The 15,590-nt window shown below is 35.0% G+C and carries 16 protein-coding genes and 1 pseudogene; 9 read left to right on the top strand and 8 right to left on the bottom strand.

Going from position 1 to position 15,590, the window contains the following annotated elements; genetic code table 11:
• Positions 1–36: 36 nt before the first annotated feature.
• Positions 37–474, bottom strand: a complete 438-nt coding sequence (locus BA053_RS01895) for a hypothetical protein (RefSeq protein ID WP_065094714.1) — start codon at positions 472–474, stop codon at positions 37–39.
• Between the two features lie 172 nt (positions 475–646).
• Here BA053_RS01895 and BA053_RS01890 point away from each other — a divergent pair, with 172 nt between their 5' ends.
• From BA053_RS01890 to secF, 3 genes are all read left to right on the top strand, one after another.
• Entirely contained in the window at positions 647–2,773 is a 2,127-nt protein-coding gene (locus tag BA053_RS01890; RefSeq protein WP_065094713.1) for a heme lyase CcmF/NrfE family subunit, read from the top strand.
• Between the two features lie 173 nt (positions 2,774–2,946).
• Entirely contained in the window at positions 2,947–4,974 is a 2,028-nt protein-coding gene (locus tag BA053_RS01885; protein ID WP_065106693.1) for a hypothetical protein, read from the top strand.
• Between the two features lie 200 nt (positions 4,975–5,174).
• Positions 5,175–6,053, top strand: a complete 879-nt coding sequence (gene secF, locus BA053_RS01880; protein WP_065094711.1) for a protein translocase subunit SecF — start codon at positions 5,175–5,177, stop codon at positions 6,051–6,053.
• Here secF and BA053_RS01875 read toward each other — a convergent pair.
• A complete protein-coding gene (locus tag BA053_RS01875) occupies positions 6,050–6,553 on the bottom strand; it encodes a TIGR02281 family clan AA aspartic protease (protein ID WP_015588875.1) in 504 nt (167 codons plus the stop codon). The genes secF and BA053_RS01875 overlap by 4 nt on opposite strands.
• A 134-nt stretch (positions 6,554–6,687) precedes the next feature.
• Between BA053_RS01875 and yidC the strand changes: the two genes are divergently transcribed.
• Genes yidC through nusB form a run of 3 tightly spaced genes read left to right on the top strand, consistent with a single transcriptional unit; the run spans position 6,688 to position 9,285 of the window.
• A complete protein-coding gene (gene yidC, locus BA053_RS01870) occupies positions 6,688–8,397 on the top strand; it encodes a membrane protein insertase YidC (RefSeq protein WP_065094709.1) in 1,710 nt (569 codons plus the stop codon).
• Positions 8,375–8,803, top strand: a complete 429-nt coding sequence (locus tag BA053_RS01865) for a 6,7-dimethyl-8-ribityllumazine synthase (RefSeq protein WP_065094708.1) — start codon at positions 8,375–8,377, stop codon at positions 8,801–8,803. The genes yidC and BA053_RS01865 overlap by 23 nt, the downstream gene beginning before the upstream one ends.
• Positions 8,803–9,285: a transcription antitermination factor NusB gene (gene nusB, locus BA053_RS01860; RefSeq protein WP_065094707.1), complete on the top strand. Its 483-nt coding sequence runs from the start codon at positions 8,803–8,805 to the stop codon at positions 9,283–9,285. The genes BA053_RS01865 and nusB overlap by 1 nt, the downstream gene beginning before the upstream one ends.
• A 26-nt stretch (positions 9,286–9,311) precedes the next feature.
• Here the strand turns inward: nusB and BA053_RS07160 are convergent, their stop codons facing one another.
• On the bottom strand, positions 9,312–9,497 hold the full coding sequence (locus BA053_RS07160; protein ID WP_156518002.1) for a hypothetical protein: 186 nt from the start codon (positions 9,495–9,497) through the stop codon (positions 9,312–9,314).
• Positions 9,498–9,533: 36 nt separating this feature from the next.
• Here BA053_RS07160 and BA053_RS07610 point away from each other — a divergent pair, with 36 nt between their 5' ends.
• Positions 9,534–9,785, top strand: coding sequence for a hypothetical protein (locus BA053_RS07610; RefSeq protein ID WP_082941394.1), 252 nt, complete (start codon positions 9,534–9,536; stop codon positions 9,783–9,785).
• Between the two features lie 114 nt (positions 9,786–9,899).
• On the opposite strand, the gene BA053_RS01855 is transcribed toward BA053_RS07610, so the two are convergent.
• From BA053_RS01855 to yihA, 4 genes are all read right to left on the bottom strand, one after another.
• Entirely contained in the window at positions 9,900–10,334 is a 435-nt protein-coding gene (locus BA053_RS01855; RefSeq protein WP_245611029.1) for a hypothetical protein, read from the bottom strand.
• Positions 10,335–10,583: 249 nt separating this feature from the next.
• On the bottom strand, positions 10,584–11,045 hold the full coding sequence (gene dut, locus BA053_RS01850) for a dUTP diphosphatase (protein WP_065094705.1): 462 nt from the start codon (positions 11,043–11,045) through the stop codon (positions 10,584–10,586).
• 400 nt (positions 11,046–11,445) lie between these two features.
• On the bottom strand, positions 11,446–12,357 hold the full coding sequence (gene argB / locus BA053_RS01845; protein ID WP_065106694.1) for an acetylglutamate kinase: 912 nt from the start codon (positions 12,355–12,357) through the stop codon (positions 11,446–11,448).
• Between the two features lie 4 nt (positions 12,358–12,361).
• A complete protein-coding gene (gene yihA / locus BA053_RS01840; RefSeq protein ID WP_010962460.1) occupies positions 12,362–12,955 on the bottom strand; it encodes a ribosome biogenesis GTP-binding protein YihA/YsxC in 594 nt (197 codons plus the stop codon).
• Between the two features lie 98 nt (positions 12,956–13,053).
• Between yihA and prfA the strand changes: the two genes are divergently transcribed.
• On the top strand, positions 13,054–14,133 hold the full coding sequence (gene prfA, locus BA053_RS01835) for a peptide chain release factor 1 (protein ID WP_007548640.1): 1,080 nt from the start codon (positions 13,054–13,056) through the stop codon (positions 14,131–14,133).
• Positions 14,134–14,160: 27 nt separating this feature from the next.
• Here prfA and BA053_RS01830 read toward each other — a convergent pair whose 3' ends face one another.
• Entirely contained in the window at positions 14,161–15,324 is a 1,164-nt protein-coding gene (locus BA053_RS01830) for a multidrug effflux MFS transporter (RefSeq protein WP_065106692.1), read from the bottom strand.
• A gap of 16 nt (positions 15,325–15,340) precedes the next feature.
• Here BA053_RS01830 and BA053_RS01825 point away from each other — a divergent pair.
• Positions 15,341–15,511, top strand: a pseudogene (locus BA053_RS01825) (N-acetyltransferase); the annotation flags it as partial.
• Positions 15,512–15,590 lie beyond the last annotated feature (79 nt).

Genomic DNA, 15,590 nt, shown 5'->3' with positions numbered 1-15,590 from the left:
GAAAGTTTCATATATCTGGCTATGAGTAAAGTTATGTTAAGTAGGGAATATGCTTGATTTACTGGTTTGTGGACAACCTCTAAAGGCTTTTTCTGGATTGATTTTCCTCAAAATACTAATAGCTTTTCTAATCGCTTTTTCTCTCTTTTTATTATCTTGCTTTTCATTTAATATTAGATGTTCAGTTTTGGTAAAAGCATTACCTTGATCACTCTTTGCAATGTTACAAACGATGTTTTTTACAACTTTTTCGGTTGCTGCATAATCTATTTCTTTTGCAAAGCAGTCAACAAATGATTGCCAAACTTTTTTATTAACAAGCTTACTTGTCTTATTTTCAAAATCTTCTATATCTTTTATATCTTTGAATCCCAAAATAGTATAGAGATTTTTTTCGATTATTGGTTCGGCATGTTGTTTTGCCACTTTACCTTTTATATTAAATGGAAATTTACTAATCTTAGTTGTACCCACAATGTTACCTCAATATTAACGCTATCTATAAAAGTATAAAGACTTAATATTTAATTTTTAATTAATAGTAGCACAGCTAACTACGGGCTAGCATCAATAGCAAGCGTCAATTAACACTTTAACTTCTTACTTGTCATCAGTAATATTGTTTATATAAAAACTATAATTTTTTATGCCTGAACTTGGGAATATATTGCTATTGCTAGCCTGCTTATTGTCTTTGACATATTTGTTTTTACCGCTTAGTTCTTGTCGGTTTATTACCACTGCCATATTTTTTTGTGTATCAGCGTCAATGGCTATTTTGATCTACTGCCACATTACAAATGATTTCTCACTCGAAAACGTATATTACCACTCACACACAACAAAACCTTTGATCTATAAGATTTGTGGTGTTTGGGGAAATAAAGAAGGGTCCATGTTGCTTTGGGCATTAGTGCTTGTCATGTATTTATTACTAATGGATATTTATATACCTTCTGTCATCCCAGTTTCCCCCTCTGTCATCCCAGCCTCTTCTTCTGTCATCCCAGTGCCTAGACACTGGGATCCAGACAATTTAATTGCAAATGAGTACATCAAATGGCAGTGTAATAAAAACTGGATTCCAGTGTCAAGCACTGGAATGACACCAGAACGAACTAATGGTAGTAAATTAAAAAAAATATCTCTTATCACTCATGGGCTGATTTGCTTTTGTTTTTTACTGTTCACTTTAATTGAATCCAGCCCCTTCACTAAAATGCCAGGCATTGAAACAGATGGATTGGGTTTTAATCCGATATTGCAGGATATAGGCCTTGCTATTCATCCACCGATATTATATTTGGGGTACCTTGGATTTAGCGTTCCTTTTTCGCTCTCTATAGCTGGATTAATTTTAAATACTGAAGGAAATGTTTGGGCTAAAATTGTCAGGCCTTGGGTACTTATTTCTTGGTCGCTGCTCACTTTGGGCATCAGCTTAGGTAGCTGGTGGGCATATCGCGAACTTGGGTGGGGTGGATTTTGGTTTTGGGATCCAGTGGAAAATGTTTCTCTGATGCCGTGGCTAATTGCAGTAGCGCTGACACATTTGTTGCTCGTTGTACGAAATTTCAATACTTTAAGGAATTTCGCTATTTTACTTACGCTTACAACTTTTGTCTTGAGTGTAACTGGAACATTTCTAGTCCGCTCAGGAATACTCACTTCAGTGCACACGTTTGCAGATGACCCAAGATATGGACTATATATATTAGCTCTACTTGGTGTAATTACAGTCAGTAGCTTAGTAATATTTGTAGTGTTTACGAGAAAAAATCACACATCTGCAATGTCATTCCAGTGCGTGACACTGGAATCTGAAAAGAAACTTGCTACTCAAGTGACAGAGGGTAGAAGATTCTTTTCACGCCTTACGATGATGCTGATGAACAATTTATTATTTATCACTGCCTTTTTCATTGTGTTCGTTGGCACTTTATACCCTACAGTGCTTGAGTATTTAACCGGTGAATTAATTTCAGTTGGAGCACCATATTACAATTCTTTATTTAATCCTATTGCACTCACTATTCTAGTGCTCACCATGATCGGGCAATACTGTAGTTGGCGGGGAAATAGTCTATTGCCAATATTCCGTGAATACAGATTCTCATTCTGTAGTGCTGCAGCTATTTTGCCGTTTATCTTTCACATGGAGCTAATGATTGTGCTATCAATTACCATCTCCATAGCATTATTAATCTTTGTTTTAGAAGCATATAGTAAAAGAATTTGTTTATTTAAGGTAGCATTTGGTGAATCAATTTTATTAGCAAGAAGAGTTTCTAAATCCTACTATGCAATGATGGCAGCTCATGCTGGAGTGGCAATTCTAGTGTTTGGTATAACTTATTCAGTTGGTTGGCAGGAGAAAAAAGAAAATTACTTAAAAATAGGGGATAGCATAACAGTCAATAAATTTAAAGTTACTTTACGAAATATTGAGCTAATAAAAGAAAAAAATTTCCATGCAGTAAGAGGAACAATGGATATCAGGAATTTGTTGAATAACAAGATATTGGGTGAGATAACTCCTGAATATAGATTTTACCTTGTGGAAGGTCAGAAAAATGTTGAAAGCAGTATCTACCACAATTTATTTTCTGATATTTATGTTGTAATCGGTGAGATTGATAAGAGTAAGAGCAAAATCGCAGCCAAAGTGCACTATAAACCTGGAATGTCTATAATCTGGCTTGGATCCTTCCTCATCGCTTTTGGCTCGCTCCTTGCCGCTTTTCCTTCTAGTGGACGAGCAAGGGTTGTCTAGCTGTCGTGGATTTATTAACAACGCTCCTAGGTCCAGAGTGCAACGTATGAGAAATTACCGAGCTATAGATACTGATTTGCAAAGGTTAGAACCAAAGAAAGTTATATTTTTTTATTGACAGACCTATATATTACGATATTCACTAAGGGATTAGTGAGTAATGGTTATACAATATGAATGGTGGGGTATCAGGCAAGGAAAAAGTTATACGCACTGCTTTCAATTTTAAGGACCTTTGCAGCGAGTGGCGTCAAACTCTTGAAAGTAATGCACAAACTCCTCTACAGCACTCCGATGATTCTTGTACAAGTGATAACAGTAATAATCATAGTCAAGTGCTTTTCACTACGTACCGTTCTAATCAACAGTATAACCCTTCCAACTATGATTCGTCGAGCGAAATAGATGAACACGATATAGAAACTCAAAAGATTGAAGAAGGTGATGGCCATGATTCAGGTATTAGTTCCGATGATGAGGATGACCGGACAACTTATACAGCAGTACAATTAACTAATGATTCTCTTGATAGCCAAAGATATACAGGAATATATATTCCAACAACAACTGATGGTTGGGTAGGTGAAAATAATCATCAGACTGGTTTATCAGGTAATTTGCCAGACGGAAGTAATAATCCACAAATTTTTGAAAGTACTGATTCAGTAGAGCATAATTCTACCTGCAATGATCATGTAATTTGTGATTCAGGTCACAATTCTGACGATGAGGATCAGATTCCAGAGGACTTTCCTTCAAGGAAACGAGTACGATCGATTGAAATTGATCAGTTTGAACCGTTGTACAAGAAGAGGAAAATAGAAGCACAAAATAATCAAAAATATACAGAAAATGTATGTAATCCAACAAATGGTGGTTTGTTAGGTGAAAGTGATAATCAACAGATTTCTGAAGATACAGAAATAACTTCTGATTGTAATCCAGATGATTCAGATCCAAAAGGGAACGAGGGCTATGGTTCAGATGGTTCTTGTGAAAGTAAAGAAAATTTGACAAAGGGCGCTGACGGTAGTAATCAGACTTTTGAAGGTGAACAGAAAAGCTCAGAATTTCCGAAAGTTGACAATTGGTCAGATAGTGATGGGAACTCAGAAGATAGTTCGGACTGTGGTGATGATGATGTTGGTCATTATGATACAGATTGTGGTAAACGCTACAGTCATCTGAGTTTTCATGATGAAAACACAAACATAATAAAAGAAGATTCTTTTTCTTTAGCCCAAATAGAACTGAATAAAGCAGAAGAGGAAAAGTATGAAAGTATTTGGCAAGAAATGGATAAAATCCTTAGTGATTCAGATGAAGCTGGTGAATGTGAAGAAGATGATATTGGGGAGTTGAAAGGGAGACTTGATGAAGTTATAAGCCAAGCACTGGAACAAGGAATTATGTTCACTTTTCCATATAAAGACGGCGAGTCCTTTGTAGACCATATAATTAATACAATACAAGCACGATATTGGGTCGATTCTACTGAGAATTTTAGACTTCTAGAGGAGAAAAAGATATTACAAGTAATATCGGAGGGTGCAACTTTAAATAAATTTACTAAAGAGAATCACGATAATTATGTAAATTGTATTTACAGAGAAAAAGAGATTTTAAGTCAAAGGAATAAAAATATTTTAGGACTTAATAATTTAGCATATGAAAGTATTGTAAACAAAAGCAAGCAGACTCAAAATGTATTAGGAGTAGACAAGGATAATAGATATTTTTGTATAGAGTACTCGCAAGATAGTATTGTTGAAGTTGCAGAAATCCTAAACAATGAAAAAGTCAAAGACTTAAATTTAAGAGTTGGCATTCTCAAAATTGGAGAAAGTATAGTAAGAGTTGAAAATGTAGAAGAAATAGGGGGAAAAAGAAATTACATGGATGTCTCAAAAGGTGGTATTGAAATGTCTTTTACCACTGAGGTAGGAGAGATAAGTATTTATCTAAGTCCTAGTGAGAAAGACAGCAATAAAATAAAAGTGGAGATTGATGGGGAAAACAGAGCAAGGCTTAATGAGTTAAAAGATAAGGGAAAAAGTTTAGGGGAAAACTGTCTTTTAGGAGGAAAAAGTGTTGAGGAAGCTGTAGAGCATAAAAGTTTTGAAAGATATGGCAGTGTACCTAACACTGCTATGAAGGAACCTAGCTTAGGTTGCGTTGCTAACATAGCAAAGGCGGGATGAACTTGCAGAGATAAAATGATGGGCCAAATTGGCGGTATTTTGCTCTTGTCATGTACTTCAAAATTGCAAAGTTTGCACTAGATAGAACTTAATTGACAGACAAGAATCAACTGACAGAAAAATTTACATAGTCAAACAACCACAAAATAAACTAGTGAATTTTTTGAAAAGTATATAAAATTCAAGTTTAAGTAAATAGCATGGCACTTAGACTCATTCCAGATAACCTCAATATCAAGTTTAGTAAATATAGGGATTTGACTGCACTCGTTAGCATTATTCTTATCATCTTTTCAATGCTCACTGTTGTGCTGCGTGGAGTGAACTTAGGCATAGACTTTGCAGGCGGAATTTTGATAGAGATAAAATCTTCAGATGAGAATCACTCTATTCTCGATGCATTAAAAGAAAATGGTTTTACAGTGCAGAGTTCAAAAGCGGGTGATAATTTAGTCATGCGTTTTAAAGATGAGGGAGACGAAAATAAAATCAAAAAGATAAAAAGCATACTAGAAGAAAAGCTGGGGAGCTCAATAAGCTATCGTAAAATAGACTATGTTGGCCCACAAATAAGCTCAACACAAATATTTGAAGGAATGTTATCCATGTTGATCGCGATTGTTGGAATATTTTTTTACGTTTGGTTTAGATTTAATTGGCAATGTGGATTCAGTGGAATAACAGCACTGATTCATGACGTGATTTTAACTATTGGTTTTATTAGCCTAACTGGCATTGAGTTTAATATTTCATCAGTTGCAGCTCTCCTCACTGTCATTGGTTATTCAATCAATAACTCAGTAATTATATACGATCGGATTCGAGAGTATTGCAAGAGTGGTAAAAGTGGGCGGATGAGTGAGATAGTGGATGCAAGTATCAACGCTACATTATTTCGCACTATATTAACCTCGGGTACAACCCTTCTTGCTGCTCTTCCTTTGGCATTAATCTGCACAGATGCAGTGAAAGACTTCAGCTTGATCATTTTTTTTGGTATTTTGATTGGCACTTGTTCTGCAATATTTATTTCTGCTCCTATATTGACCTACAGAGCTTTAGATCATAGGAATATTTAGTCGCGGTATAATATCAACTTATTATCTCTTATAGTGAAATGAAAATACCTTAAAAAGCTCATTCCAAGTAGTGAATGAGACATAGAATGAGTGTTAACGCTTGCCTGTACATCATTAATCAAAAAATTTCCTATTTTAACTTGAGGTATTTGAACCACTCCAGCTTTTATTTGACCTTTCGCAGTTTCATATATTTTAAAATCCTGAACGTTTTGTAAGTTAATACCAGCATGTAATGCGTCTTTTTGTGATAGAACAATATCGGTTGCTCCAGTATCAAGCAAAAACGTTATATTGCTATCATTGACTTGAGCCTGAATATAAAAGTGTCCATCGTATGATTTCGTAAATTCGATACTTCCACTATTTTGAATTCTTCCTTTATATGGTAAAAAAGTACTGAGAAATCTGTCGCTTAGTTTGTCCCTTTGTGAATCAATAAGCATTGCAGTAGTGGCTATTATTAGCAACCAAATAACTAGATTTTTCACCGCGTTCATATTGTTAAAATTTGAAGCTATTAAAATAAATTTTAAAGATCAGCGTTAAAAGTTATTATTAAAAATAAGTAAATTTCATTGTTTTAGTACAATATTTAGTATACACTTTAAGAAGATATGTTTGATTTAATTTCATGTCAGAAGCAAAAAGTTTAATTTTGGCAGCTATCCTTTCCATGTTAATCATGGTGTCTTGGCGTATTATTTATGATAATTTTTTTAGTACAAACCAAAACCAGCCATTGATTGAAAATATTGAACATATCGAATCTTTTAACGACCTTGCTCCTATAATATACCAAAATCGTTCTGAAATTATTAATTCTACTCGAGAACAGAGGGTTAGTTTAACCAATAACATGATTAAAGGATCAATTGCTCTGAAAGGTGCAAGGTTTGATGACTTAATTTTAACTAATTACCACTTAGAACCGAGTTCTTCTTCTCCACAAGTGGTGTTACTGTCACCTGCAGAATCAAAAGATGTATATTTCGCAGAATTTGGGTGGCTCGATCCGAATAACAAGATTAAAGTTCCAGATTCTAAGGCAGTTTGGCAAGCAGAGAAACTCAATCAAAAAGAGGTCAATTTACTCTGGGATAATGAGAATGGCATTTTGTTTAGAATGAAAATTAGCCTCGACGATAACTACATGTTTAAGGTTGAGCAAATTATTGAAAACAATACAAAAGATAATGTAGTTTTGGTTCCTTATGGTAAAATCAACCGTAAACGTGACAATATCAACGAATCTTATTGGATATCCCATGAAGGAGTACTGGGTACATTTGATAATAAACTAGAGGAGTGGACATATAAGGATATTTCCAAAAAACATTTAATAAAAGCAAGTACAAGTGAAAAAAATTGGTTTGGTTTTGCTGATAAATACTGGCTCACAGCCATCATACCTGAAAAATCTGATAAAATAAATGTAAGCATTAAACATACTAACGCTAATGATATTGATAAATTTCAAGTAGATTTTGTTAAGTCTTATAAGAGTATACTTCCTGGTGCAAGCACTTCTAATGTGAATTATTTTTTTGCTGGAGCAAAAAAGTTGAATTTACTGGATTCTTATAAGGATACTCTCAATATACCTTTATTTGATAAAGCTGTAGATTTTGGTGTTCTTTATTTTATAACCAAGCCAGTGTTTTTACTGCTTGAATATTTTAACTTCGTTTTAAAGAATTTTGGCTTAGCAATATTGTTGCTCACTTTAGTAATCAAACTTTTGATGCTTCCCTTATCTAATAGATCATATATTTCGATGTTCAAGGTGAAAAGCCTGCAGCCTGAATTAACTCGTATAAAAGAGTTGTATAAAAATGACAGCTTAAAGCAGCACAAAGAGACAATTGCGTTGTTCAAGAGAAACAACGTAAACCCAATGTCGAGCATTTTTCCCATGCTAATACAAATACCGGTATTTTTTGCTCTATATAAAGTATTATTTGTTACTATAGAGATGAGGCATGCTCCTTTTTTTTTATGGATTAAGGATCTTTCAGCTCCTGACCCAACGAACATCTTTACATTATTTGGGTTGTTTAATTATAACTTTCCTATTTCTATAGGCATTTTGCCTATAATTTTTGGTATTACTATGATAATTCAGCAGAAGCTAAGTGAGAAAGATCAAACCAATAAAGATGATATTCAAGTAAATGTTATGAAGTTTTTACCTTACATTTCTGTATTTATTTTTTCTTCTTTTCCTGCCGGCCTGATAATATATTGGATATTTAGTAATATTATAACTTTAATTCAACAGTCATTAATAAAGTTGTTTTTAACAAAAAAAGTGGTAGTAAATGTCGAAAATACTAATAGTTAATTCGGTTTATTATGCTGAAATAGCAAACCTTTTACTTGAAGGTGCAGTTGATAGATTAAAAGAAAGTCATGTAAGCTATGACATAATTGAAGTTCCTGGTGCATTCGAGATACCAGCTACAATTCTTTTTGCGGTCAAAAGTAAAAATGCTAATTACGACGGTTATTTAGCTCTTGGGTGCGTGATTCGCGGTGAAACTGATCATTATAAATACGTTTGTAAAGGAGTAATCGAAGGCTTAAATGAAGTTATTATGCATTATGCAATGCCCCTTGGTATGGGCGTAATTACCGCTGACAGCAAAGATAAAGCACTAATTAGAGCTGACAAAAACAAAAAGAACGTTGGTGGCCATGCAGCCTCAACTGTTTTGCATATGATAGATTTATACAACAAATTAAAGTAATGGAGGAAAAACCGGTAGATAAAAAGTGGCGTATAAAAAGAAGCACGGCAAGGTTTCTTGCCGTACAAATTGCTTATTCAAATATTTTTGTAGGTTACAACAAAAGCACTTTTAAATTGGAAAATTTTGAGCTTAAGGACTACATAAGTAAGTTGAAAGATATATTTGAATGTGAAGAATTTGAACATCAGTTCTTAGAAAATTTGTTATATAAGGTTATAAAAAGCAGTGAAGAATATGATAAAATAATAGAGTCTTACTTACACCCAAGCTGGTCCCTCTCACGGTTAAATCTTATAAGCTTATCTATCTTGCGCGTTGCAATATGTGAGTTAGCTAATTGTGATACGCCAGTTCCAGTTGTTATCAATGAGTATACTAACATTGCATCTGATTTGCTTGATAAACCAAGCGAAATTGGTTTTATTAATGGGTTATTAGATAAAGCAAAAGATGCAGTTAAATTAAATAAAAATCCTTAGCAGTTATAACCAGCAAGCACAAGGTGTCATCCGAGTAGCTGACACTGGCTTCCATGTAACCTCATCAAAAATAGACTTCTTGCGTTATCTCCTGTCATCCCAGTGCCCCGACACTGGGATCCAGTCCTTTCGCACAGTTCCATCAAAAACGTTGTAAAGGCTTTCGTGTTTATCAACTTAGTGCCCAATCTGGATCCCAGTGTCAAGCACATAACTGTACGAACATTGTAGTTTGGGCCACCAGTGGGGTGTCATCCCAGTGCCCAGACACTGGGATCCAGCTTCTATGCAACTTAATTAAAAACGTTTATTTTAGCGTAAGACAACTACCTTTAGCTCATCAGCTCAGTTATAAGCAAAATTTCTGGATTCCAGTGTCAAGCACTGGAATGACATCATCTGTTGTGCAATTTACCTTCAAAAATGAATGTTCGTACAGTTATATGTCAAGCACTGGGATAACAAGAAAGGGAACACTGGAATTTTTGTTTCAGCATTAGCCATGCATCTAAACAGATACGTTGCCTTGAGAATCGCAACATCCATGCAGTTATGCGCGTAACACTGAAAATCAAAAAAAACAAAGAGGCAGACTTGATCTACCTCTTTTATACTTAGCTGTCTAGTCTCTTCTCTTGAGCAACTTGTTTAGCAATAACTGAGCCTAAATAAGTGTTAACCTCTTTAGCACCATCTTTGTCTAAACCTAATGTTTTATTCCACTTTGTTTCATTTACTGCCTCGAACTTACCTTCATCGCTTTTCTCTTTTAGTGAACCTATCTTGAAGAGTAAAGTATTGCCTATCGTCTCGTCATTATCAAACTGACCATCAACAGCAATACGGTAGTTCTCGCCTTTTAAGCTGAAGTCTATATACCATTTATCCTCTTCCGCATTATCTTTAACTTGGTTATCCTTTTTCATTTCCTCATACACCTCTTTTGTTACTAGCAATTTTGCTTCACCATTAACAACAATCTTCGGAGCTTTCAACTCAGATATTTTGTTGTTTCTGCTAATAGTATATATTGCTAAATAAGCCAGCATAATATTAATACCTGCTAATATAAATGCTTCAGGTGTAGTTGCAAAAGCTGCAGTTGAAGACCTCCAAAGCGGTGCTGAAAGTGCTACTATTGCACCTATGGCACACAGAGCAGCAAGTGCTACAAATGCAATGTTTGTTTTGTGGGACTAACCACGATGATTCTTGAAATATTTGGAAGTTAGCATAAACGACCTCAAATATTAATATGCTTAAATAAAAAAACTGTCATAGTCAAGCTTTTTCGTAAGCTACCTGCCGCTTGAGCCAAAGCCCCCTGCATTGCGACCGGTTTCTTCTGTGCAGAACTCTTCTCTGTCATCCCAAATTACCTGAGATACAGGAGAAATAAGGATTTGTGCGATTCTATCTCCTCTTTTTATTTCGTATGGCTGATTACTTAGATTAATTAGACAAATTTTAACTTCACCTCGATAATCAGAGTCTATAGTGCCCGGAGAATTTAAGACAGTGATTCCATGTTTTGCAGCAAGACCAGAACGTGGGCGGATTTGCCCCTCAAAACCGTTTGGTATTGCAATCACAATTCCAGTTGGAACAAGTAATCTTTCAAGTGGATTTAAAACAGCAGAATCATTCAATGCAGCATAAAGATCCATGCCAGCACTCTGCGTAGTTGCATAACATGGAAGAGACAAGTCTTCTCCGTGTGATAATCTTTTTATTTCTACTTTAATTTTACTTCTTTGCACTCCAATTTACCATCTATGAAGACTCAATTATAGCATGTAAATTGTATCTGCAAAAGTGATAAATGTTACATCGTAAATGATGTCATTCCAGCGCTTGACGCTAGGCCATAAAATTCCTTGACAAGTTCAGTGCTCCTTTTTTTGTCATCCCAGTGCCCCTATGATGTCATTCCAGCCTGGAATCTAGTCCTTATTATGCAGCCACTTGGTTGAAATTAAGTCTTCTGGATCCCAGTGTCTGGGCACTGGGATGACACCCTGACAACCGTCATCCCGCTACTTGTTAGCGGGATCTAGAGATACCGCGATTCATTTGCGGTATGACGTAGATTGCTGTCATTCCAGTGTCAGCTACTTGAATGACACCCTCTTGGTATTCGTATAGTTGTAAGCAGTATAGCTATAAATCACTCACAATCGATATACTTGAATTATTCTCAGTAAATAAATCAAGCATAATGTTAGGTATTCTACCATCAACTATGTGAACAACTCCAGCACATTCCTCCGTCATTTTAACGTATGCCATAAGCCTTTCAATAAATTTTTCCCCTTTAATTTTCCCACAATCAATCGATGCATTTAAATTTTTAACAGATATCTTCCTGCCACCAATTTTATCTATTTCTTCATCTGTGTCACTCAAGATTATCATTTTAGATGCAGAAACTGCAATTGCAATTGCGCTTGCAGTGCTATCGGCATCAATATGATATGTTTCCCCATCTTTTCCATGACCAATTGGTGCAATAACTGGTATAAAATCTGATTCTTCAATAAAAAATAATATATCAGGATTAATTTCAGTGGGTCTACCGATGAACCCCATGTCTAATATCTTTTCGATATTATTTGATCTATCTTCTCTAAGCGTAGCGGTTATTTTTTCGGCTTTAATTAAGTTACCATCTTTTCCACATAATCCAATAGCTGAACCACCAGCAGAATTTATATGCTGAACAATTTTTTTATTAACTGAACCACACAGTGCCATTTCAATGATTTTCATAGTGTCTTTGTCTGTAAGTCTGATACCATTCACAAACTTACTGTTCATATCCAGCATTTTTAACACCGAGTTAATTTCATATTCTCCGTCATGAATTATTACCGGATTTATACCAAGCTGCTTCAACAAGACAACATTATGCACAAAAGTATTAAATAGTGTTTCATCTAAGATTATTGTACCACCGCATTTAATGACAAAAGTCTCGCCTACAAAGCTAGGTATGTTAGATAGCACTTCAAGTAATATTTCTGCTTTTTGTTCAAATGATACCTCACCCTTTAAAAATTCACTACTCTTCATTTTTTTATCTTGTAAACTTGAAAAACTCATCTCTTACCTTGGTTATTTTATGCTTAACACGGATGCTCATTTGATGAATTGACACATTCTCATTATTAATCCATTTTTGAATATCTTCTATAACAGCACCTAAGCTTTTTTGACTTACTTTATCTATTTTTGTTAGCACAATGTTAAAGTTAATGTTATTATATATTAACCAATAAATGAAGTCTTTGTCTATTTCTTTTAATCCTACCTTGCTATCTATCAACACAAACACTCTTCTTAGATTTTCTCTTTGAATTAGATAATACTCAATTAAGTTTAAATATTGTATAATTTCCTCCTTGCCTGCATGAGAGTAGCCATACCCTGGCAGGTCAACAAGCCTGAACTTATCATCGTACATAGAGTAAAAATTTATTTGTCTAGTGCATCCAGGTTTAGAGGAAACTCTGGCAGCTTTTTTGCTGTTTATCAGTAAGTTGATCAGACTGGATTTTCCTACATTTGATCTACCAGCAAACGCAATCTCTGGAGCCGACTCATTTGGTAATGATTTTATGTCCGAAGCTCCAAATATGAAATTGCAGTTTGATGTTATCTGTTTTGCCATTATATTCAACTAGAAGGTAGTAGATATATTATAGTGTTATTGCTTGATATAAGAAATTTTTTATTTCAGTATATATTACTTAGCTAGATCTGTGCTATATGGATATGGAAAATAATTTACAAGACTTAAAGAAAAAATTTAATGATATAGAGAGAAATTTGGAAAATCCTACCAATTTAAGTCAAAAAGAATTCATTACCCTTTCAAAGGAATACTCTGAGCTCAGGCCAATAATCAAGATAATTGATGAATATAACACGCTGAAAGAGGAAATTTCAGACTTAGAAGAAATAATGAAAGATGAAAACAGCGAAGGTGATATAAAAGAGTTAGCAAAAGAAGAATTCTTCGAAAAGCACAAGGTATTATTACCAAAAATAAAAGCAAAATTAAAGTTAGCATTATTGCCCAAAGATGAAGATGACTCAAGAAATGCAATATTAGAAATTAGAGCAGGCACAGGCGGAGAAGAAGCAGCATTATTTGCAGCAATGTTATTTCGTATGTATCAAAAATATGCAGAAAGAAGAAATTGGAAGTTCGAGCCAATAAGCATTTCTAATACAGGTATAGGTGGCTATAAGGAAGCTTCTGCACTCATTAATGGAACAGAAGTTTTTGCAAGGTTAAAATTTGAATCAGGGGTGCACAGAGTACAGAGAGTGCCAGAAACTGAATCCTCAGGAAGGTTGCATACCTCTGCCGCTACTGTTGCGATATTACCTGAAGTAGAAGAAGTTGACTTTAAAATAGAAGAAAAAGACTTACGCATAGATGTTTATAGATCCAGTGGTCCTGGAGGGCAATCAGTGAATACAACTGACAGCGCAGTAAGGGTCACCCACTTGCCAACAGGGATAGTTGTGATACAGCAAGATGAAAAATCGCAGCACAAAAATAAAGCTAAAGCGCTCAAAGTATTGAGGGCAAGGCTATACGAAATTGAAAGACAAAAAAAAGAAATGGAAAGGTCAACAATGAGGAAAAGTCAGATTGGCTCTGGGGATCGCTCCGAGCGCATAAGAACATATAATTTTCCACAATCAAGAATAACAGACCACAGAATTAATCTAACTTCACATCGATTAGAGCAGATTATAAAAGAAGGTGAACTAGATGAGTTTATTGAGGCATTAATTTCACGTAATGAAGCAGAAAGATTGGCCGGGGAAAGTTAGCAGCCTACAATGGAATATCTTTATTAATTACATAGGATCTTTTAAACGCAATAGATAGACAGTAAAAACAAGTTCTAGTACTATCGCGGATAGAACAAGAACAGCTACACTAATTGTTTGACCATTGTAAATGTAGCTTGTTAAGCCGATAAAAATAGCCATGATAAAAGCTCTAATGAACGAAAGTGCAGAAGAAGCCGTACCTTTAATTTTAGGGAAAACATTTAATGATGCATTAAAAACTACTGCCTGGCAAATTGCACAACCGATAGAAAAAATAATCATAGACAGTGTTACTAAGTAGAAAGAGTGGGGTACAATTATACTGAATATTACAAGCAATAGAGACCCAATAGCACCCACGCTCGTACCAAAAATTACACACTTTATTGCTCCAAGTTTCTGCAAGATTTTGCCAGCAAATAGACTGATGAGTGAGAAGCACCCAACTATTGCACCTTGATGTAGTGCATAAATAGTGCTAGATAAACCAAAAGTCTTCATATACAGAAAAGGTCCACAAGTGATGAATGACATATAAGCGGCAGAAAAGAGGCTTGACATCAAAGACAACGTAACAAACCTCGGATTAGATAGTAGTTTTCTGTAATCTTTCATCGTTTTTTTTAAGCTGAAAATATCGCGGTCCTTTTTTGTTTCTGGTAACGCTAAAAGCAGCAAAACCCAAGAGATTAAACAAAGTATTGCAACAGTTGCATAATTACCACGCCATCCTACAATTTCATTGATGAAACTGCCTAACACTGGCGCAATTGCCATGACAACTGTAAGAACAGAATTCATGATTCCAATAAATTTCACCGCTTCGTCACCTTTATAGCTGTCTGCAACGATTGCAAACACAACTACAGATGTGCTGGCACCAATGCCCTGAACAAAGCGAGAGATTAAAAGCCAAAAAATCGACGGTGCAAAAACACAACCAACAGCGCCGACGAGTAGCAAAGTGTTGCCTATGATCATAATCCTTCTTCTGCCATAGCATTCAGACAATGGACCGAAAAACAACCCTCCTATGCAAAAGCCTAGGAAATTATAAGCAATAGTTAATTGAATTGTTCCTTCTGATACGTTAAAATAGCGCACCATATCAGGAAAACTAGGTACGGAAATGTCAATTTCAATGAACTTGGCAATTAGAGACAGGATTAACAGAAATGGTAGTAACATTTGAGATTTTCAATTAATGAATAAAAATATCACATTTGAAGCGTTGAAAGAAGAACATTTTTTACTGTTATTAAAATGGTTAGAAACACCTCACGTAAAGCTATGGTGGGATGCGGATATAAATTGGACACCAGAGTTAATTGGGAAAAAATATAGCAATTATATCAAAGGATTCAAACGTTTGAGAGGTTGTCCACAAACCAAGGAATACGTAGTATATAAAGAAAGAATATTGAGGTAAGAGATGAGGAAAAAATATCCAACAG

It is taken from the genome of Wolbachia endosymbiont of Nomada ferruginata, assembly GCF_001675785.1.
Classification (GTDB): Bacteria; Pseudomonadota; Alphaproteobacteria; order Rickettsiales; family Anaplasmataceae; genus Wolbachia; species Wolbachia pipientis.
Note: the sequence above shows the minus strand (reverse complement) of the source record. Positions and strands in the feature narration are given on the sequence as shown.